General features: G+C 58.9%; 16 protein-coding genes. 9 read left to right on the top strand and 7 right to left on the bottom strand.

Going from position 1 to position 18,490, the window contains the following annotated elements; all coding sequences use genetic code 11:
* The first annotated feature begins 1 nt into the window (after window position 1).
* Window positions 2-970: an ABC transporter ATP-binding protein gene (locus ACYZTR_RS05100; RefSeq protein ID WP_461976958.1), complete on the top strand. Its 969-nt coding sequence runs from the start codon at window positions 2-4 to the stop codon at window positions 968-970.
* Entirely contained in the window at window positions 970-1,950 is a 981-nt protein-coding gene (locus ACYZTR_RS05095; RefSeq protein ID WP_461976956.1) for a peptide ABC transporter ATP-binding protein, read from the top strand. Before ACYZTR_RS05100 ends, ACYZTR_RS05095 begins: the two co-directional genes overlap by 1 nt.
* Window positions 1,951-2,055: 105 nt before the next feature.
* On the opposite strand, the gene ACYZTR_RS05090 is transcribed toward ACYZTR_RS05095, so the two are convergent.
* The 3 genes from ACYZTR_RS05090 to ACYZTR_RS05080 all read right to left on the bottom strand — a co-directional run bounded on the left by ACYZTR_RS05090 (window position 2,056) and on the right by ACYZTR_RS05080 (window position 5,678).
* On the bottom strand, window positions 2,056-2,304 hold the full coding sequence (locus tag ACYZTR_RS05090; RefSeq protein ID WP_461976954.1) for a hypothetical protein: 249 nt from the start codon (window positions 2,302-2,304) through the stop codon (window positions 2,056-2,058).
* Window positions 2,305-2,458: 154 nt separating this feature from the next.
* Window positions 2,459-3,697: an MFS transporter gene (locus ACYZTR_RS05085; RefSeq protein ID WP_461976952.1), complete on the bottom strand. Its 1,239-nt coding sequence runs from the start codon at window positions 3,695-3,697 to the stop codon at window positions 2,459-2,461.
* Between the two features lie 397 nt (window positions 3,698-4,094).
* Complete coding sequence (locus tag ACYZTR_RS05080) at window positions 4,095-5,678, bottom strand: peptide chain release factor 3 (RefSeq protein ID WP_461976950.1); 1,584 nt, start codon at window positions 5,676-5,678, stop codon at window positions 4,095-4,097.
* 361 nt (window positions 5,679-6,039) lie between these two features.
* On the opposite strand from ACYZTR_RS05080, the gene ACYZTR_RS05075 reads away from it, so the two are divergent.
* From ACYZTR_RS05075 to ACYZTR_RS05055, 5 genes are all read left to right on the top strand, one after another.
* A complete protein-coding gene (locus tag ACYZTR_RS05075) occupies window positions 6,040-6,756 on the top strand; it encodes an ABC transporter permease (protein ID WP_461976948.1) in 717 nt (238 codons plus the stop codon).
* A gap of 33 nt (window positions 6,757-6,789) precedes the next feature.
* Entirely contained in the window at window positions 6,790-7,683 is an 894-nt protein-coding gene (locus ACYZTR_RS05070; RefSeq protein WP_461979584.1) for a glycine betaine ABC transporter substrate-binding protein, read from the top strand.
* Between the two features lie 12 nt (window positions 7,684-7,695).
* Window positions 7,696-8,349, top strand: a complete 654-nt coding sequence (locus tag ACYZTR_RS05065) for an ABC transporter permease (RefSeq protein WP_131062971.1) — start codon at window positions 7,696-7,698, stop codon at window positions 8,347-8,349.
* A complete protein-coding gene (locus tag ACYZTR_RS05060) occupies window positions 8,346-9,503 on the top strand; it encodes an osmoprotectant ABC transporter ATP-binding protein OsmV (protein ID WP_150633942.1) in 1,158 nt (385 codons plus the stop codon). Before ACYZTR_RS05065 ends, ACYZTR_RS05060 begins: the two co-directional genes overlap by 4 nt.
* Window positions 9,504-9,949: 446 nt before the next feature.
* Entirely contained in the window at window positions 9,950-11,113 is a 1,164-nt protein-coding gene (locus ACYZTR_RS05055; RefSeq protein ID WP_282375022.1) for a type III PLP-dependent enzyme, read from the top strand.
* An 81-nt stretch (window positions 11,114-11,194) separates the two neighbouring features.
* Here the strand turns inward: ACYZTR_RS05055 and ACYZTR_RS05050 are convergent, their stop codons facing one another.
* From ACYZTR_RS05050 to ACYZTR_RS05035, 4 genes are read right to left on the bottom strand one after another with little or no spacing between them, the layout of a single operon-like run.
* A complete protein-coding gene (locus ACYZTR_RS05050; protein WP_461976945.1) occupies window positions 11,195-11,470 on the bottom strand; it encodes a type II toxin-antitoxin system RelE/ParE family toxin in 276 nt (91 codons plus the stop codon).
* On the bottom strand, window positions 11,470-11,733 hold the full coding sequence (locus tag ACYZTR_RS05045) for a CopG family ribbon-helix-helix protein (protein ID WP_461976943.1): 264 nt from the start codon (window positions 11,731-11,733) through the stop codon (window positions 11,470-11,472). Before ACYZTR_RS05045 ends, ACYZTR_RS05050 begins: the two co-directional genes overlap by 1 nt.
* Window positions 11,734-11,790: 57 nt before the next feature.
* The gene (locus ACYZTR_RS05040) at window positions 11,791-12,522 is read right to left on the bottom strand and encodes a tetratricopeptide repeat protein (protein WP_461979582.1); all 732 of its coding nucleotides are present in this window, start codon (window positions 12,520-12,522) and stop codon (window positions 11,791-11,793) included.
* A gap of 57 nt (window positions 12,523-12,579) precedes the next feature.
* Window positions 12,580-13,260, bottom strand: coding sequence for a Fe2+-dependent dioxygenase (locus ACYZTR_RS05035; RefSeq protein ID WP_461976941.1), 681 nt, complete (start codon window positions 13,258-13,260; stop codon window positions 12,580-12,582).
* A 207-nt stretch (window positions 13,261-13,467) separates the two neighbouring features.
* On the opposite strand from ACYZTR_RS05035, the gene ACYZTR_RS05030 reads away from it, so the two are divergent.
* Complete coding sequence (locus ACYZTR_RS05030) at window positions 13,468-15,729, top strand: TonB-dependent receptor (RefSeq protein ID WP_461976939.1); 2,262 nt, start codon at window positions 13,468-13,470, stop codon at window positions 15,727-15,729.
* Between the two features lie 131 nt (window positions 15,730-15,860).
* Window positions 15,861-18,389 carry a PepSY domain-containing protein gene (locus ACYZTR_RS05025; protein ID WP_461976937.1) on the top strand — a complete coding sequence of 843 codons (2,529 nt, stop codon included), beginning with the start codon at window positions 15,861-15,863 and terminating at the stop codon, window positions 18,387-18,389.
* Window positions 18,390-18,490: the final 101 nt, after the last annotated feature.

The following is an 18,490-nucleotide window of genomic DNA, read 5'->3' as shown; positions in this document are numbered from 1 at the left end:
AATGTCACTGTTAGAAATCAAGAATCTCAACGTTCGCTTCGGCGACAAGAACGCCGTTCCGGTGGTCGACGGTCTCGACATTACCGTGGACAAGGGCGAAGTTCTGGCCATCGTTGGCGAATCGGGTTCCGGCAAATCCGTGACCATGATGGCGCTGATGGGCCTGATCGAACATCCGGGGATCGTCACCGCCGACGCGCTGAATTTCGACGGCAAGGACATGCTCAAGCTCAGCAACCGTCAGCGTCGCAAAATCGTCGGCAAAGACCTGGCCATGGTCTTCCAGGACCCGATGACCGCGCTGAACCCGAGCTACACCGTCGGTTTCCAGATCGAAGAAGTGCTGCGTCTGCACCTGAAAATGTCCGGCAAGCAAGCCCGCGCACGCGCCATCGAACTGCTGGAAAAAGTTGAAATCCCGGGCGCCGCCAGCCGTATGGACGCCTACCCGCATCAGCTGTCTGGTGGCATGAGCCAGCGTGTTGCGATCGCCATGGCGATTGCCGGCGAACCGAAAATGCTGATCGCCGACGAACCGACCACCGCACTGGACGTCACGATTCAGGCGCAAATCATGGACCTGCTGTTGGCCCTGCAGAAAGAACAGAACATGGGTCTGGTGCTGATCACTCACGACCTCGCGGTCGTGGCCGAAACCGCTCAGCGTGTGTGCGTGATGTACGCCGGCCAAGCGGTGGAAGTGGGTCAAGTGCCTCAGCTGTTCGACATTCCGGCGCACCCGTACAGCGAAGCGCTGCTCAAGGCGATTCCGGAACACAGCCTGGGCGCCACGCGCCTGGCCACGCTGCCGGGTATCGTTCCCGGTCGTTATGACCGCCCGCAGGGTTGCCTGCTGTCGCCGCGTTGCCCGTATGTGCAGAATTCCTGCCGTCAGCAACGTCCAACCCTTGACCCGAAAAGCAACAGCCTCGCCCGCTGCTTCTACCCGCTGAATCAGGAGGTGGCGTAATGGCCGTCGTACTTACCGCCCGCGACCTGACCCGTCACTACGAAGTGTCCCGTGGCCTGTTCAAGGGCCATGCGACCGTGCGCGCCTTGAACGGTGTGTCGTTCGAACTGGAAGCCGGCAAGACCCTCGCTGTCGTCGGCGAATCGGGCTGCGGAAAATCCACCCTGGCCCGTGCCCTGACGCTGATTGAAGAGCCGTCCTCCGGTTCCTTGAAAATCGCCGGGCAGGAAGTCACCGGCGCGAACAAGGCTGAACGCAAGCAACTGCGCAAAGACGTGCAGATGGTGTTCCAGAGCCCTTACGCGTCGTTGAACCCACGGCAAAAAGTCGGTGACCAGCTCGGCGAGCCGCTGCTGATCAACACCAACCTGTCGGCTTCCGAACGTCGCGAGAAAGTTCAGGCGATGATGAAGCAGGTGGGCTTGCGCCCTGAGCACTACCAGCGTTATCCGCACATGTTCTCCGGCGGTCAGCGCCAGCGAATCGCCCTGGCCCGCGCGATGATGTTGCAGCCTAAAGTGCTGGTCGCGGATGAACCGACCTCGGCGCTGGACGTGTCCATTCAGGCACAGGTGCTGAACCTGTTCATGGACTTGCAGCAAGAGTTCAACACCGCTTACGTGTTCATCTCCCACAACCTGGCGGTGGTGCAACACGTCGCCGATGACGTGATGGTGATGTACCTCGGTCGCCCAGTGGAAATGGGACCGAAGAACGACATCTACGAGCGTCCTCTGCACCCGTACACCCAGGCGTTGCTGTCGGCCACCCCGACCATTCACCCTGACCCGAACAAGCCGAAAATCAAGATCGTCGGCGAGTTGCCCAACCCGCTGAACCCGCCATCCGGCTGCGCGTTCCACAAGCGCTGCCCGTACGCGACCGTACGCTGCAGCACCGAAGAGCCGGCCCTGCGCCTGCTCGACAGCCGCCAGGTAGCGTGCCACTACGCCGAGCAATTCCTCGACGGCGCGGCATAAAAAAACGCGCCCCGATCACCGGGGCGCGCTTTTGATGAGTTGAAAAAACCCCTTCTTTTGGATTGCACATCAGTCCGGCAGAAGGGGTTTTCTCTTGTCTGTCATTTAAGCCTCTTCATCCTCGTCGGTGTCCGGTCCGTCAGTGGTCGAGTCGTCATCGTCCGCGCTGCCACCCTGACCCTGGTCACCGGGTTCCGATTCGGATTTGGCGATCATCAGATTACTGTTCTCCACCTGTCCGCTCGAGGCCTGCTCACCGTGGTCCGGGCACTCCGCCCACGCCCCCGCCGACAGGCCAACGGACAGCATCACCAAAACCTTAAGCAACAGCACAATGCGTTGAAAAATGCTCATAGCCGATTCCATCCTTCATAAGTGAAGCGTGGGTGCCTGTCTGGCGCTGAATGAAATTTAGTTCCGATCAGCGCGGTTCTCCAGATAGGACGCTAACGAATGGACGGAATGCCATTGGACGGAAGATTGGTTTTAAATAATGCCTATAGCCAGATCAGCTAAGTGAAGCGGGCTCACCGCGCGCTAAGGGAGGATCCTTTTGATGCTCCGACAAGCGAGTCGCCTGATAAATCAGCGGTATGGAAAGCATCGCCAGAACCGCGGCTGCCAGCCAGACACTATGCCCACCGAAATGACCATACAGCTGGCCTCCAAGCACGGGCGAAAGCAGTGCACTCGCACTCCAGCACATGAAAAAAAGGCCAAAGTAGTGCCCACTTTTTCCTACTTGCGCATGCCGCATAACCAGCACGTTCAGTGGCGGCATGAATAGAGCTTCGCCAAACGTCCAAACCACCGTCGACAGGCAGACATACAACAGCCCGGTACCGAAAGGCAGCATTCCGAGCCCGCAAGCCAACAACACGCTGCCCGCCACCAGCTGCCGGCGTGCCCCCCAGCGCTCGCTCCAATGAGACAGAGGAATTTGCAGCAACACCACCAGCACTGCATTGAGTGCAAATTGCCATCCGATGACTTCAGTATCCAACTGATAATAATCGAGCAAGTAGTTACCCAGCATGCTGTAGACCGTGTCAAAGGCAAGGCCGAGCAAGACAGCAGCCGCCAACAACCAAAGGAAAGGTTTATCTCGATACGGGACGCATGAGCCTGAAGCACTATCAGACACCTCATCCGGCATCAGAACCGGTCGATGCCATGTCGTGCGGACAAACCAGAGCAACGCCAACAGTGTCATCACCGCACTGGCAAAAAACACCCAGCGAAAATCAGTCTGCGCCAAAACCCCACCGACCACCCCCGCGACAGCCATACCCAGGTTTCTGGCAACACGACTCAGTGACTGTGCTCGGGCGCGCTGCGCAACCTGGCAATATTCCATGATCAAGCGCTGATGAAGCGTTCGAATCGCACCATCGAGTGCACCGCTGAGCAGCAGCATCCCGGCCAGCCAAGGCACTTCAATGACCAGCCCCAAACAGAGCAATACCCACGCCGAAACAAAAAACAACGCCGCCGTGAGCCGGGCCGTGGAGAAGTGATCACTCAGCAGTCCACCCACCATTGACCCTATCAGCAAGCCGGCCCCGTAACCGGATAACAACCAACCAACGGTTTCAATCGCCAGCCCCAGCTCCTGGCGCAGGTACAGCGCCATGAACAGTTTGACCATGGTGCTCAAGCGATTGATGAAGAGCAGCGCCGCCAGCACCCAGGCCATTGGACAGAAGTAGCCATCTAACCGAATCAGGTGAGTCAGCCGACTGATCATGCCTTTGATCGCTTGTACTCCTGCGCGTGTGAAGTCGCTGCTAGCGAAATGTCCTCTGAACACTAGACGTCAACGGTTTCGTTGTCTCGGGTAAAAACGCCAGTCACGGAAAATCAGAGTCCAGCTACGGAATCAGGAAAAAAGACCTACAGAAAAACAGATGGACACTCACGAATGGACGGAATGAAGTTGGCGGGGAGATGGGTTTTGAATTGGGGTTAGGTCGAATGGTTATTTCTGAAATGATCGTTCCCTCGCTCTGCGTGGTAACGCCTCAATGGACGCTCTGCGTCCGCTTTGGGACGCGGAGCGTCCCGGGCTGCATTCCCACGCAGAGCGTGGGAACGATCAACCCCAAGACTGACGCATCGGGGTTTCCGGTTTCTCAACTCAACGCTTAATGATGCTCACGCGTCGCACGGAATTTCACGTCCGGCCAGCGCTCTTCCATCAGCGCCAGGTTGACCCGGGTCGGGGCCAGGTAGGTCAGATGACCGCCGCCGTCAATCGCGAGGTTTTCCACAGCCTTGATCTGGAACTCTTCGAGCTTCTTCTTATCGCTGCAATCGATCCAGCGCGCGGAATAAACGGTGATCGGCTCGTAGGAGCACTCGACCTTGTATTCCTCTTTCAAACGGCTGGCGACCACATCGAACTGCAGCACACCGACGGCGCCGAGGATGATGTCGTTGCTGCGCGTGGGGAAGAACACTTGGGTCGCGCCTTCTTCCGCCAGTTGCTGCAGGCCCTGACGCAGTTGCTTGGACTTGAGCGGATCACGCAGACGCACGCGACGGAACAGTTCCGGGGCGAAGTGCGGGATACCGGTGAAGCCCAGGACTTCGCCTTCGGTGAAGGTGTCGCCGATCTGGATGGTGCCGTGGTTGTGCAGGCCGATGATGTCGCCGGCAAACGCTTCTTCCAATTGCTCACGCTCGGAGGAGAAGAACGTCAGCGCATCGCCGATCCGTACGTCCTTGCCGGTGCGCACGTGGCGCATCTTCATGCCTTTTTCGTATTTGCCGGAGCAGATACGCATGAAGGCGATACGGTCGCGGTGTTTCGGGTCCATGTTCGCCTGGATCTTGAACACGAAGCCGGCGAATTTCTCTTCAGCCGGCTCCACGGTGCGCTCGTTGGCGACACGGGCCAGCGGCTTCGGCGCCCAGTTGACCACGGCGTCGAGCACGTGATCGACACCAAAGTTGCCCAGTGCAGTACCGAAGAACACCGGAGTCAGTTGGCCGTCGAGGAATTCCTGCTGATTGAATTCGTGACAGGCGCCCTGCACCAGCTCCAGCTGATCGACGAAGCGATCGTACTCGTCGCCCAAGTGCGCGCGGGCTTCATCGGAGTCGAGCTTCTCGATGATTTTCACATCGGTGCGCTCGTGGCCGTGACCGGCGGTGTAGACGATGATGTAGTCGTCGGCGAGGTGATAAACGCCCTTGAAGTCGCGGTAGCAACCGATCGGCCAGGTGATCGGCGCCGCCTTGATCTTCAGGACCGCTTCGATTTCGTCGAGCAGTTCGATCGGGTCGCGGATGTCGCGGTCGAGTTTGTTGATGAAACTGATGATCGGCGTGTCACGCAGACGGCAGACGTCCATCAGCGCGATGGTCCGTGGCTCTACACCCTTGCCGCCATCGAGGACCATCAAGGCCGAGTCCACCGCCGTCAGGGTGCGGTAGGTATCTTCGGAGAAGTCTTCGTGGCCCGGGGTGTCGAGCAGGTTGATCATGTGATCGCTATACGGGAACTGCATGACCGACGTGGTAATGGAAATACCCCGTTGTTTTTCCATTTCCATCCAGTCGGAGGTGGCATGGCGGTCGGATTTACGGGATTTCACCGTGCCAGCAATCGCAATCGCCTTGCCCATCAGCAAGAGCTTCTCGGTGATGGTGGTTTTACCGGCATCGGGGTGGGAAATAATGGCGAAAGTGCGGCGCTTCGCGACTTCGGCGGCCTGTTTGGTCATGGGAAATCGCCTGGCAGGTGATTCAAAAAAGGGCGGCGAGTATAGCGCAAACCGAGCGCCACGGACCACCGCTCACCCTGTCGCCTATGGCGATTAACGGGACCGTTGGGACATCAAGGGTGGCTAAATGCTGCTAAATATGGAACCTTTTAAAAGGTGGAGGCGTCCACTCCCCTGTTACAGCACTCGTAGCAGGGTTTGAAAAATCTGCAAGTTAGCCTGACGAGGCTGCGCTTATGGCTCGATTTCATGCGGTTCCATCAGCATGAAGAGCTGCTTCTCGCGACGTTTATTCCAGGCAGCCAGGAATGGCATGCCACAAAGGACTGCGTTCGCCGACAAAGAAAAAAGGAGTCCGCCTGTGGCTATTCGCTATGGCAAGGGGCTGATAGGAGGTGCGGTTGTCGTCGCCCTTCTGGCCCTGCTGGTCCACTGGATTGGCACCAACACGATCGAACAGTACCGCGACGATTTGTTGTTTTACCTGCAAGCCCACTTGATTCTCGTCCTTGTCTCCATGCTGGCCGCCCTCGTTGTGGGCATCCCCGCCGGTATCTTCCTCAGCCGCCCGACCATGGTTGGCCGCGCTGAACGCTTCATGCAGATCTTCAACATCGGTAACACTGTTCCGCCTCTCGCCGTACTGGCCATCGCCCTGGGGATTCTGGGCATCGGCAGCGGCCCCGCGATCTTCGCCCTGTTCCTCGCCTCGCTGTTGCCGATCGTGCGCAACACCTATGAAGGCCTGAAAAACGTCCAGGGATCGCTCAAGGAAGCCGCCGTCGGCATCGGCATGACGCCGACTCAAGTCCTGTGGCGGGTCGAACTGCCGAACGCCGTGCCGATCATCATCGGTGGCGTGCGCGTGGCCTTGGCGATCAACGTCGGGACTGCACCGCTGGCGTTCCTGATCGGCGCCAACAGTCTGGGCAGCCTGATTTTCCCAGGCATCGCCTTGAACAATCAGCCGCAACTGCTGCTCGGCGCGGCCTGCACCGCCCTGCTGGCCTTGCTGCTTGACGGCCTGGTGACACTCACCAGCCGCCTTTGGCTCGAACGCGGCTTGCGCCCGTCTTAAGCCTGCAAAGGAATTCTCATGAAAGCTCTTTTTATAAAAGGCAGTAGCTTATTTCTAGGCTGCGCCCTGCTGTTGGCAGGAATCGCCCAAGCCGCTGAAAAACCCGTGATCCGCATCGGCGCCCGGGTGTTCACCGAACAAACCCTGCTGGCGGAAATCACCTCCCAATACTTGCGCACCAAGGGTTACGACACTCAGGTGACCGGCGGTCTGGGCAGCAACCTGGCTCGCAGCGCCCACGAAAGTGGTCAGCTGGATTTGATGTGGGAATACACCGGCGTGTCGTTGGTGGCTTACAACCACATCACTGACAAGCTCGACAGCGCTCAGTCCTACGCCAAGGTGAAAGAACTCGACGCAAAAAAAGGCCTGATCTGGCTCACTCCGTCGAAGTTCAGCAACACCTACGCCCTGGCCCTGCCGGAAAAAACCGCAAAAGCCTACCCGCAGATCAACACCATCAGCGAGCTGAACACGGTGATGCAGGCTGAGGCGAAGACCCATCACCTGGTGGCGCTGGACACCGAGTTCGCCAACCGTTCCGACGGTCTGGACGGCATGGTGGACCTCTACGGCATGAACCTGACCCGCAAAAACATCCGCCAGATGGATGCAGGGCTGGTCTATACCGCTCTGCGCAATGGTCAGGTGTTTGCCGGTCTGGTCTACACCACTGACGGTCGTTTGAACGCCTTCAAGCTGAAACTGCTCGAAGACGACAAGCATTACTTCCCGGACTACACCGCAGCACCGGTGGTGCGTCAGACGTATCTCGATGCTCATCCGAAACTCGCCGAAGAACTCAAGCCGCTGGCTGAACTGTTCGACGACGCCACCATGCGCCAGCTCAATGCGCGGGTCGATGTCGATCACGAAAGCCCTTCATCCGTTGCCGCCGATTTCCTGCGCCAACACCCCATCAACTGAGGAGGAAAAGCCATGGAATTTCTGAACGCCTTTTCCCATCTCGACTGGCCATTGGTCCTGCAACTGACCGGGCAGCACATCACCCTCGTCGGTATTGCCGTGACCTTGGCGATTCTGGTCGGCGTGCCGCTGGGCATCCTGATGACACGCTTCCCGACCCTCGCCGGCCCGTTGCAAGCCAGCGCCACGGTGCTGCTGACCGTGCCGTCGATTGCCCTGTTCGGCCTGTTGTTGCCGTTCTATTCGAAATTCGGCCAAGGCTTGGGGCCGATGCCGGCGATTACCGCGGTGTTTCTGTACTCGCTGCTGCCCATCATGCGTAACACCTACCTCGCCCTGACCGGCGTCGAACCCGGCATTCGCGAAGCCGCGCGCGGTATCGGCATGACCTTTGGCCAGCGCCTGCGCATGGTCGAGTTGCCGATCGCCGTGCCCGTGATCCTCGCCGGCGTGCGCACCGCCGTGGTCATGAACATAGGTGTCATGACCATCGCCGCGACCATCGGCGCCGGTGGCCTCGGTGTACTCATTCTCGCTTCCATCAGCCGCAGCGACATGTCGATGCTGATCGTCGGCGCCGTGCTGGTCAGTCTCTTGGCCATCTTCGCCGACCTGCTTCTGCAATGGCTGCAACGCACGCTGACTCCAAAAGGATTGCTCAAATGATCGAACTTCAAAACCTCAGCAAGACCTTCCAAAGCAACGGCAAAGATGTGAAAGCCGTGGACTCGGTCAGCCTGACCGTCAATGAAGGCGAGATCTGTGTGTTCCTCGGGCCATCGGGCTGCGGCAAAAGCACCACGCTGAAAATGATCAATCGCCTGATCAAGCCGACCTCGGGCAAGATCCTGATCAACGGCGAAGACACTACCGACCTCGATGCTGTGACCCTGCGCCGCAACATCGGTTATGTGATCCAGCAGATCGGTCTGTTCCCGAACATGACCATCGAGGAAAACATCACCATCGTTCCGCGCCTGCTGGGCTGGGACAAACAGAAGTGCCACGACCGCGCCCGCGAGTTGATGAGCATGATCAAGCTGGAACCCAAGCAATACCTGAATCGCTACCCGCGTGAATTGTCCGGTGGCCAACAGCAGCGGATCGGCGTAATTCGTGCTCTGGCGGCGGATGCACCGCTGTTGCTGATGGACGAACCGTTTGGCGCGGTCGACCCGATCAACCGCGAAATGATCCAGAACGAATTCTTCGAAATGCAGCGGGCGCTGAACAAGACCGTGATCATGGTCAGCCACGACATCGACGAAGCGATCAAGCTGGGCGACAAAATCGCAATTTTCCGCGCTGGCAAACTGTTGCAGATCGATCACCCGGACACGCTGCTGGCGCACCCGGCGGATGACTTTGTCAGCAACTTCGTCGGCCAGGACAGCACCCTCAAGCGTCTGTTGCTGGTGAAAGCCGAAGATGCAGCGGACAACGCACCGTCGGTGAGCCCGGAAACGCCGGTGGCGGAAGCCCTTGAATTGATGGACGAACTGGACCGTCGTTATGTGGTGGTCACAGATGGTGAGAACAAGGCGTTGGGTTATGTACGACGTCGCGACCTGCACCGTCAGACCGGTACATGCGCGCAATACCTGCGCGAGTTCAACGCCACCGCAGCCTACGACGAGCATTTGCGCATCCTGCTGTCGCGCATGTACGAGTTCAACCGCTCGTGGCTGCCGGTGATGGATGCCGAGCGGGTGTTCCTGGGTGAGGTGACTCAGGAATCGATTGCCGAGTATTTGAGTTCCGGCAAGTCCCGTGGGGGCAAGACCAGCATTGTTTCGCCGGCCGAGACTGCGGTCGCCTGATCCCTTTCTACTGATCGTTCCCACGCTCCGCGTGGGAATGCCTGCCTGGACGCTCTGCGTCCGTCCTTTGAGACGCAGAGCGTCTCTGGATGCATTCCCACGCAGAGCGTGGGAATGAGCATGTAAGGGAACATCACACTGTCATGCAGGTTCGGTTACATCAGTAGTTGTCCGAGACCGCACGACGGATGCGTGCAAAAACGCGACATTTTTTGTTGATCTCAAGCCCCTCACGCCCTAAAGTTCGCGCCGAACGTCCATGCTGGAAACGATCCATCCGGCTCAAGTACTGACGACGAGACAGCAAGGCCAAGGGAAGCACCGCCTCCCGTGGCCTTTTTGCTTTCGGCGACATGCCTTGGGAAGTAGGCGAACCAAAGTGGGGATACGGAGGACGTTCATTTGCACCCATTGTTAATTTCAGTTTGCCAGTAGGAGTTCCCAGCATGTCGATCAACGTCGATGACTATTTCGCGCGCGATACCTTCCAGAAAATGAAGGCGTTCGCCGATCAGCAAGAAACCCCATTCGTGGTGATCGACACCGCGATGATCAGCCAGGCCTACGACGACCTGCGCGCCGGTTTCGAATTCGCCAAGGTCTACTACGCGGTCAAGGCCAACCCGGCCGTCGAAGTCATCGACCTGCTCAAAGAGAAAGGCTCGAACTTCGACATCGCCTCGATCTACGAGCTCGATAAAGTGATGAACCAGGGCGTCGGCCCGGATCGCATCAGCTACGGCAACACCATCAAGAAATCCAAAGACATTCGCTACTTCTACGAGAAGGGCGTGCGTCTGTATGCCACCGACTCCGAAGCCGACCTGCGCAACATCGCCAAGGCTGCACCGGGTTCGAAAGTCTACGTGCGCATCCTCACCGAAGGCTCGACCACCGCTGACTGGCCTTTGTCGCGCAAATTCGGCTGCCAGACCGACATGGCCATGGACCTGCTGATCCTCGCCCGCGACCTGGGCCTGGTGCCTTACGGCATCTCGTTCCACGTCGGCTCGCAACAGCGCGACATCAGCGTCTGGGACGCGGCGATCGCCAAGGTCAAAGTGATCTTCGAACGCCTGAAAGAAGAAGACGGCATCCACCTGAAGCTGATCAACATGGGCGGTGGCTTCCCGGCCAACTACATCACCCGCACCAACAGCCTGGAAACCTACGCTGAAGAAATCATCCGTTTCCTCAAGGAAGACTTTGGCGACGAACTGCCGGAAATCATTCTGGAGCCAGGCCGTTCGCTGATCGCCAACGCCGGCATCCTGGTCAGCGAAGTGGTGCTGGTTGCACGTAAATCCCGTACCGCCGTCGAGCGATGGGTGTACACGGATGTGGGCAAGTTCTCCGGCCTGATCGAAACCATGGACGAAGCCATCAAGTTCCCGATCTGGACCGAGAAGAAAGGCGAAGTGGAAGAAGTGGTCATCGCCGGCCCGACCTGCGACAGCGCCGACATCATGTACGAAAACTACAAATACGGTTTGCCGCTGAACCTGGCGATTGGTGACCGTTTGTACTGGCTGTCGACCGGTGCTTACACCACCAGCTACAGCGCGGTTGAGTTCAACGGCTTCCCGCCGCTGAAGTCGTTTTACGTGTAAGCGCTACTCGTATGAAATAAAAAAGCCCATGACGTGTCATGGGCTTTTTTTTGTCTGAAATTCTACACATCTGAAAGCAGGTTATCGGTCTTCTCGCACATACCAAAGACGAAGTACGTAGAGTGTGGAGCCTTGGATCTCGTACCGAACTTCGTAATGGCCGACTAAAAGTCGTCGCACATCTCGCGGCTCAAACTCGTCGACTCGCTCTCCGATTCGCGGATTGCTGAGCAAGGCCGAGGGAGTTTGAGTGAGAGATTGCACAGTGCGTGCTGCCGCAGGACGATTGACCACGGCAAGGAACTCAAAAAGCCTTGCCAGATCCGATAACGCTTTACTCGTCCACTTCAACTCCATCAGTACGGTACCGGCAACGGCTTATCAGTACTCAAACTGTCGGCCCAAGCCTGGACAGACTGATGATCGATCACCCGCCCAGCATCAACGTCAGCCATTGCTTCGCGAGTCAGTCGGCTTCGCTCTTCCTCCAAATCTACCCAGTCGGCAAGCGCCTGCTTCACGATCCAGCCCCGTGAGCGCTCCATCCTCGCAGCCATCTGATCGACTTTATCAGCCAATTCCAGGGGTACGTGGGCAGTCAGGACTTTGGTTGCAACCATGATCTCGTCTCCAGGATGCAATTTGATGAGGTGTGATTAGTTTCCAATCATAGTGATTTAAACCAACTCAACAACCCCTGGCACGCTCCGCTCATCGCTCATCTGAGCGACGCGTTGATGGTAGAGGGCCGCCAATCCGCGAATCTGCGGATTCACAGCGTTCAACAGTGCTTTGCTCGCCACCCGCAAAAAAATCAGATTCCCGCCATCCAGTGCCTTGTGCAGCCAGCCCAGCGCCTCATCGATCTTGCCTTCATCCGCCAGCACAGCGGCATAACTGAACTGCCCACGAAAATCTCCACCGACCGCCGAGCGTCGATAACAATCACGCGCAGCTTGCGGATCCGCCGGGCAAACCCGCCCGTCTTCCAGATAACGCCCCAGCAGGTTCATTGATTTGGCGTGGCCCAGTTCAGCCGCATGCCGATACAGGTTCAGCGCTTGCAACTGATCCTCGATCACTCCACGACCAGTGGCCAGCAGATTGGCGTAGTTGTACATCGCCCAATCCAGGCCCGCTTCAGCAGCCTGACGATAATGCCTTGCGGCTACCGAGGCATCGGTAACGCAACCCCAGCCCTGTTCATGACAACGACCGAGCATGTTGCGCGCCATCAGATGTCCGCCCTGGGCGGCGATCTCGAACCAGCGCAAGGCTAGCGGCTGATCCCGTTCGATGCCCTGCCCGTCCAGCAGAATCTGCCCCAACAGTGCCTGAGCATCGAGCACGCCTTCGCGGGCAGCAATCAGAATCGCCTGAGCCGCCCGTGCCGGGCTTTCCTCGAGCATCGCTTTGAGCCGATCACCGTCGAGGACTTCCTCACGGCGTAAACGAAAGTCCGACACTTACACCTCAACCCAGCGACGCAACAGGTTGTGATAGGTACCGGTGAGGCGAATCAGCGAAGGGTGATCGGGCATGTCCTGGGTCAGCTGCTGGATCGCTCCGTCCATCTCGAACAGCAAGGCGCGCTGGCTGTCTTCGCGAACCAGGCTCTGGGTCCAGAAAAATGAGGCGTATCGGGTGCCGCGGGTGACGGCATTGACCTTGTGCAGGCTGGTGCCGGGGTACAAGACCATGTCACCGGCGGGCAACTTCACCCGTTGAGTGCCGAAAGTGTCCTGGATTTCCAGTTCACCGCCGTCGTAGTCGTCCGGCTCGCTGAAGAACAGGGTGGCCGAAAGATCGGTGCGCACCCGCTCGCTGCTGCCCTTGGGCTGGCGCACGGCGTTGTCGATATGAAAATCGAAACTGCCGCCGACCGTGTAGCAGTTCAGTAACGGAGGGAAGACCTTGTGCGGTAACGCGGCTGACATAAACAGCGGATTTTTCCACAGCCGTTCAAGCATCGCCGCGCCGACCTCCTTGGCCAGCGGGTGACCTTCGGGCAGTTGCAGATTGTGTTTGGCTTTGGCCGACTGGTAACCGGCGGTGATCTTGCCGTCAGCCCAATCTGCCTGCTCCAGAGCCTCGCGGATGCGCTGCACTTCTTCTTTCGCGAACACGCCGGGAATATGCAGCAGCATGGGGAAGACACCTGAAGACAAAGAGGCGGCAATGGTATTGATTCTTATTGACTCTGTAAAACCCCCGTGACGTACGAGACACCAAAAACCGTAAGGGTAAATTGTAAAGAATGTAAATTCGTCGCAAATAGTAACGTTTCGCAATTGATACAAATACGTATTTACCCTATATTCCGCCGCCTCAAATCCTTGGGGAGGGGAATTCTCATGTCACGCCAAAAACAACAATTACCGGTCAGTTCACCGCGTTTGCTCGCGTCTGCAATTGGCGTCGCGATCACTGCCAGCTCTGCGGGCCACATGGCTTTCGCGGCTGAGAAGACCGACGAAAAAGCACCGAGCAATGTGATTTCCCTGGGCGCTACCGATATCACCGGCGAAGCCCAGGACGAGACTTCCTACAAGACTGATACTTCGGCTTCCAAGAAATACACGGCACCGCTGCGTGAAACGCCGAAAAGCGTCACCGTGATTCCGCAACAAGTGATTCGCGACACGGGCGCCACCAGTCTGGTCGACGCGCTGCGTACCACGCCGGGTATCACTTTCGGCGCCGGTGAAGGCGGCAACCCGGCCGGCGATCGTCCGATCATTCGCGGCTTCAACGCAGAAAGCGACGTGTTCATCGACGGCATGCGCGACCCGGCATCCCAGAGCCGCGAGATCTTCAACGTCGAATCGATCGAAGTCAGCAAGGGTCCGGGATCGGCCTTTACCGGCGCGGGTTCCACCGGTGGCAGCCTGAACCTGGTGAGCAAGACCGCCAAGCTGGGCAATGCCTACAACGGCGGCTTCACCTGGGGCTCGGACCAGACCAAGCGCACCACCCTCGATCTGAACCAGCAGATGACCGACACCTCGGCCTTCCGTCTGAACCTGATGAAGCATGAAGCCAACGTCGCCGGCCGTGATGCCGTGGACGTCAGCCGTTGGGGCGTGGCACCTTCCTTCGCGTTTGGCCTGGGCACCGACACCCGCCTGACCGTCGGCTACTACCACGTCGAAACTGACGACATGCCCGACTACGGCCTCCCGTTGACCTTGAGCCCCAACCGCAGCAAGTACAACGTCGATAAACCTGTGAATGTCGATCGCGACAACTTCTACGGCCTCACCGGTCGCGACTATCGCCAGACCAGCAATGACAGCGGCACCCTCAAGATCGAACACGATCTGAATGATGCCCTGACGGTCTCGAACAGCTTCCGCATGTCCCGTTCGACCCTCGACTACGTTGTCACCAACCCGGACGACAGCAAGGGCAACGCGGTCAATGGCAGCGTGTATCGCGGCGCGAAAAGCCGTAATTCGACGTCCAGCGGCTGGATCAACCAGACTGACCTGAGTGCCAAGTTCAACACCGGCGCCATCGAGCACAGCCTGGTCACCGGCCTTGAGTTTTCCTATCAAGACACCCACAACCGCCCGTACATCCTGACCTCGACCGCCAGCGGCACCCGCTGCAACCGCGCCCTCTTCAACTCCGGCGACTGCACCAGTCTGCAAAACCCGACGCCTGGAGATAGCTGGAACGGGTCGATCACCGACAGCGCCGCGTTCACTGACACCAACACCAAAACCGCTGCGGCCTACGTGTTCGACACGCTGAAGTTCAACGAGCAATGGTCCCTGAACCTGGGCCTGCGTTATGACAACTACCAGGTCGAATCCAGCGGCCACGCCAACGCTAGCAGCACCGCTCCAGCGAACGACTTCTCCCGTGAGAACACCAGCGACCTGGTCAACTACCAGATCGGCGTGGTCTACAACGTGTTGCCTAACGGCAGCATCTACGCGGCCTACTCCACCTCCAGCAACCCGTCCGGTGAAACCAGCGGCAACGGTGGCCTGGAACTGGCGGCGAACAACACCGATCTAGACCCGGAAAAGAACCGCAACTACGAGATCGGCACCAAGTGGGACTTCTTCGGTGACGACCTGTCGCTGACCGCCGCACTGTTCCGCACCGAAAAAACCAACGCCCGCATCAACGATCCGGACGGCGGCACCACTCAAGTGCTGGACGGCGAACAGCAGGTCAATGGTGTGGAACTGAGCTACAGCGGCAAGCTGACCCGTAACTGGAGGGTCTTCGGCGGCTACACCTACATGGAAAGCGAAGTGGTCAAAACCACCCTCGCCGCCGATGAAGGCAACCACATGCCCAGCACCCCTCGGAACAACTTCACGTTCTGGTCGACCTACGACCTGGTACCGGACAAGTTGACCGTCGGCGCCGGTGCGACCTTTGTCGATTCGCAGTTCGGTAACGTCGCCAACTCGGTGGAGATCCCCTCCTACTGGCGCTACGACGCAATGGCCAGCTATCGCCTGACCAAGAACGTCGACCTGCAACTCAATGTGCAGAACCTGACCGACAAGCGTTACTTCGACCAGGTGTTCCAGACGCACTACGCCCACGTGGCGGCGGGTCGTACCGCCCTGCTGAGCGCCAACTTCCACTTCTGATAGACGCGTGAAGACCAAGGCCCCGTTCATCCAGGTGAACGGGGCTTTTGTGCGTAAAAAGAATGTTTCTCGACAACCCACGGCATAATGCGCGCCGTGATGATTATTTCCGAACGAACAAGGCGAGCGACGTGTTGAAGAAAACCCTGTTCCAGTTGCACTGGTTTTTCGGCATCAGCGCCGGACTGGTACTGGCCCTGATGGGCATCACCGGGGCGACGGTGTCGTTTCAGGATGAAATCCTGCGCGCGCTGAACCCTTCTGTGTTGCAGGTCGAGAAGCAGGTCGCTGGCGTCCTGCCGCCCGTTGAGCTGGTGGAGAAAATCGAGGGTGCATCCGGCAAGAAAGTCGCGATGCTCTGGGTCGAGACCGACAGCGGCAACGCCGCGCGGGTGTCCTTTACTCCACCGCCGGGTGAGCGCCGCGGCGAGATGCGCTACTTCAACCCGTACACCGCCGAGTTCATGGGCGACGCCACTGGCCGGGACTTCTTCGGCCTGATGCTGCAACTGCACCGTTTCCTCGCCATGGGCGATAGCGGTCGGCAGATCACCGGTGCCTGTACGCTGATTCTGGTGTTCTTCTGCCTGTCCGGTCTGTACCTGCGCTGGCCACGTCAGTGGAAAAGCTGGCGCGCCTGGCTGACCCTCGACTGGAAGAAAAAGGGCCGCAGCTTTAACTGGGATTTGCACTCGGTGGCCGGTACTTGGTGCCTGGTGTTTTACCTTCTGGCGGCGCTGACCGGGTTGTCCTGGTCCTATGAGTGGTACAACAAGGGGCTGACCCAATTACTTTCCGACGCGCCGCAGAACGAGCGTGTTCGCGGCGGCCGTGGCCCTGCACCGAGCGGCCCGGCGCCCACCGCCGATTACGCAGTGATGTGGAGCAGCATCTACAGCGCTGCCGGTCCGGCACTGAGCGCCTACAACATCCGCATGCCGCCCGTGGCCGGGCAGCCGGCCACCGTGTTCTACCTGTTGAGCAGCTCGCCCCACGACCGCGCACTGAACCAGATCACCCTCGATCCGGCGACCGGCATCGTCAAACGGCATGACCGCTACAGCGACAAGAGCCTCAAGGCGCAACTGCTGACCAGCATTTACGCGCTGCACGTCGGCAGCTACTTCGGCATTGTCGGGCGGATTATCCTGACGCTCAGCGCGCTGACCATGCCGGTGTTCTTTGTCACTGGCTGGTTGCTGTACCTCGATCGTCGACGCAAGAAAAAGCAGATCAAGGATGCCCAAAAAGGTCTCGCGCAACCGGGTAGCGACGCTCCCGCATGGTTGATCGGTTTCGCCAGCCAGAGCGGGTTCGCCGAGCAACTGGCATGGCAGACCGCAGGACAATTGCAAGCAGCCGGATTGCCGGTGAAGGTTCAGCCGCTGGCGGATGTCAGCGAGCAGGATCTGCGTGATTCCGGCAATGCGCTGTTCGTGGTCAGCACCTTCGGCGACGGCGAAGCACCGGACAGTGCCCGGCGCTTCGAACGCAAGGTGCTGGGCCAGGCGTTGAGACTGGAAAGCCTGAACTACGCCGTGCTTGGGCTTGGCGATCGTCAGTATCAGCACTTCTGCGGTTTCGCCCGACGCTTGCACACCTGGCTGGGCGAGCATGGAGGCAAGACCCTGTTCGCGCCGGTAGAAGTCGACAGCGGCGACCCTTACGCCTTGCGTCACTGGCAGCAGCAACTCGGCCTATTGACCGGACAGACACCCGTGGACACCTGGCAAGCGCCCAGTTACGACAACTGGACGCTGACCCGCCGCGAACGGCTCAACCCTGACAGCACCGGTTCGGGCGTGTACTTGCTCGGCCTCACCGCCCCCACCACCAGCAGTTGGCTGGCCGGTGACCTGGTGGAAGTCTTGCCGCGCAACGGTCCGTGGGCAATCGAACATTTCCTTGATGGCCTGGGCATTGACGGTCGGGCCACGGTGACGCTCGATGACCTGTCGCAACCGCTGGAGCAAGCCCTCGCCAGTCGACAACTGCCCGATAACAGAACCCATCTGGTCGGCCTGCATGCCCAGGCACTGGTGAATGCCTTGGTGCCCCTGGCCATGCGCGAATACTCCATCGCCTCGATCGCCGCCGACGGCATCCTCGAACTGATCGTGCGCCAGGAACTGCATCCCGATGACCGCTTGGGCGTCGGCTCCGGTTGGCTGACCGAACACGCCCCTGTGGGCGGCACCATCAGCCTGCGCGTACGACGCAACAGCGGTTTCCATCTACCGACCGAGCCGGTGCCGATGATTTTGCTGGGCAACGGCACAGGACTGGCCGGGTTGCGCAGTTTGCTCAAGGCGCGGATCGCCGATGGGCAGCAACGTCATTGGCTGTTGTTCGGCGAACGTCATCGGGAACATGACTACCTGTGCGGTGCCGAGCTTGAGGAATGGTTGATTTCGGGGGATCTGGAGCGTTTGGACCTAGCGTTTTCCCGAGACCAGGCCGAAAAGATTTATGTGCAGGATCGACTGCGTGAGTCGGCTGGGGAGTTGAAAAAGTGGTTGGCTGATGGTGCCGTTATCTACATCTGCGGGAGTTTGCAGGGAATGGCTTCAGGCGTGGATCACGTACTCAATGAAGTGCTCGGGATTCCAGAAGTCGACCGGCTGATCGAACAAGGCCGTTATCGCCGCGACGTCTACTGACCCTCCATGCCTGATCGTTCCCACGCTCGTGGGAATGCCTCAACGGACGCTCCGCGTTCGGCTCTAGATGGGACGCGGAGCGTCCCGGGCTGCATTCCCAC

The sequence above is a fragment of the Pseudomonas sp. Hz4 genome, from assembly GCF_054898165.1.
Note: the sequence above shows the minus strand (reverse complement) of the source record. Positions and strands in the feature narration are given on the sequence as shown.

Bases quoted from the DNA above. Each gene is read 5' to 3' on its own strand.
- ACYZTR_RS05055 (WP_282375022.1), top strand. From the start codon at position 9,950: ATGTCGATCAACGTCGATGACTATTTCGCGCGCGATACCTTCCAGAAA.
- ACYZTR_RS05100 (WP_461976958.1), top strand. From the start codon at position 2: ATGTCACTGTTAGAAATCAAGAATCTCAACGTTCGCTTCGGCGACAAG.
- ACYZTR_RS05060 (WP_150633942.1), top strand. From the start codon at position 8,346: ATGATCGAACTTCAAAACCTCAGCAAGACCTTCCAAAGCAACGGCAAA.
- ACYZTR_RS05090 (WP_461976954.1), bottom strand. From the start codon at position 2,304: ATGAGCATTTTTCAACGCATTGTGCTGTTGCTTAAGGTTTTGGTGATG.
- ACYZTR_RS05080 (WP_461976950.1), bottom strand. From the start codon at position 5,678: ATGACCAAACAGGCCGCCGAAGTCGCGAAGCGCCGCACTTTCGCCATT.
- ACYZTR_RS05030 (WP_461976939.1), top strand. From the start codon at position 13,468: ATGTCACGCCAAAAACAACAATTACCGGTCAGTTCACCGCGTTTGCTC.
- ACYZTR_RS05050 (WP_461976945.1), bottom strand. From the start codon at position 11,470: ATGGAGTTGAAGTGGACGAGTAAAGCGTTATCGGATCTGGCAAGGCTT.
- ACYZTR_RS05065 (WP_131062971.1), top strand. From the start codon at position 7,696: ATGGAATTTCTGAACGCCTTTTCCCATCTCGACTGGCCATTGGTCCTG.
- ACYZTR_RS05040 (WP_461979582.1), bottom strand. From the start codon at position 12,522: ATGCTCGAGGAAAGCCCGGCACGGGCGGCTCAGGCGATTCTGATTGCT.
- ACYZTR_RS05095 (WP_461976956.1), top strand. From the start codon at position 970: ATGGCCGTCGTACTTACCGCCCGCGACCTGACCCGTCACTACGAAGTG.
- ACYZTR_RS05045 (WP_461976943.1), bottom strand. From the start codon at position 11,733: ATGGTTGCAACCAAAGTCCTGACTGCCCACGTACCCCTGGAATTGGCT.
- ACYZTR_RS05085 (WP_461976952.1), bottom strand. From the start codon at position 3,697: ATGATCAGTCGGCTGACTCACCTGATTCGGTTAGATGGCTACTTCTGT.
- ACYZTR_RS05035 (WP_461976941.1), bottom strand. From the start codon at position 13,260: ATGCTGCTGCATATTCCCGGCGTGTTCGCGAAAGAAGAAGTGCAGCGC.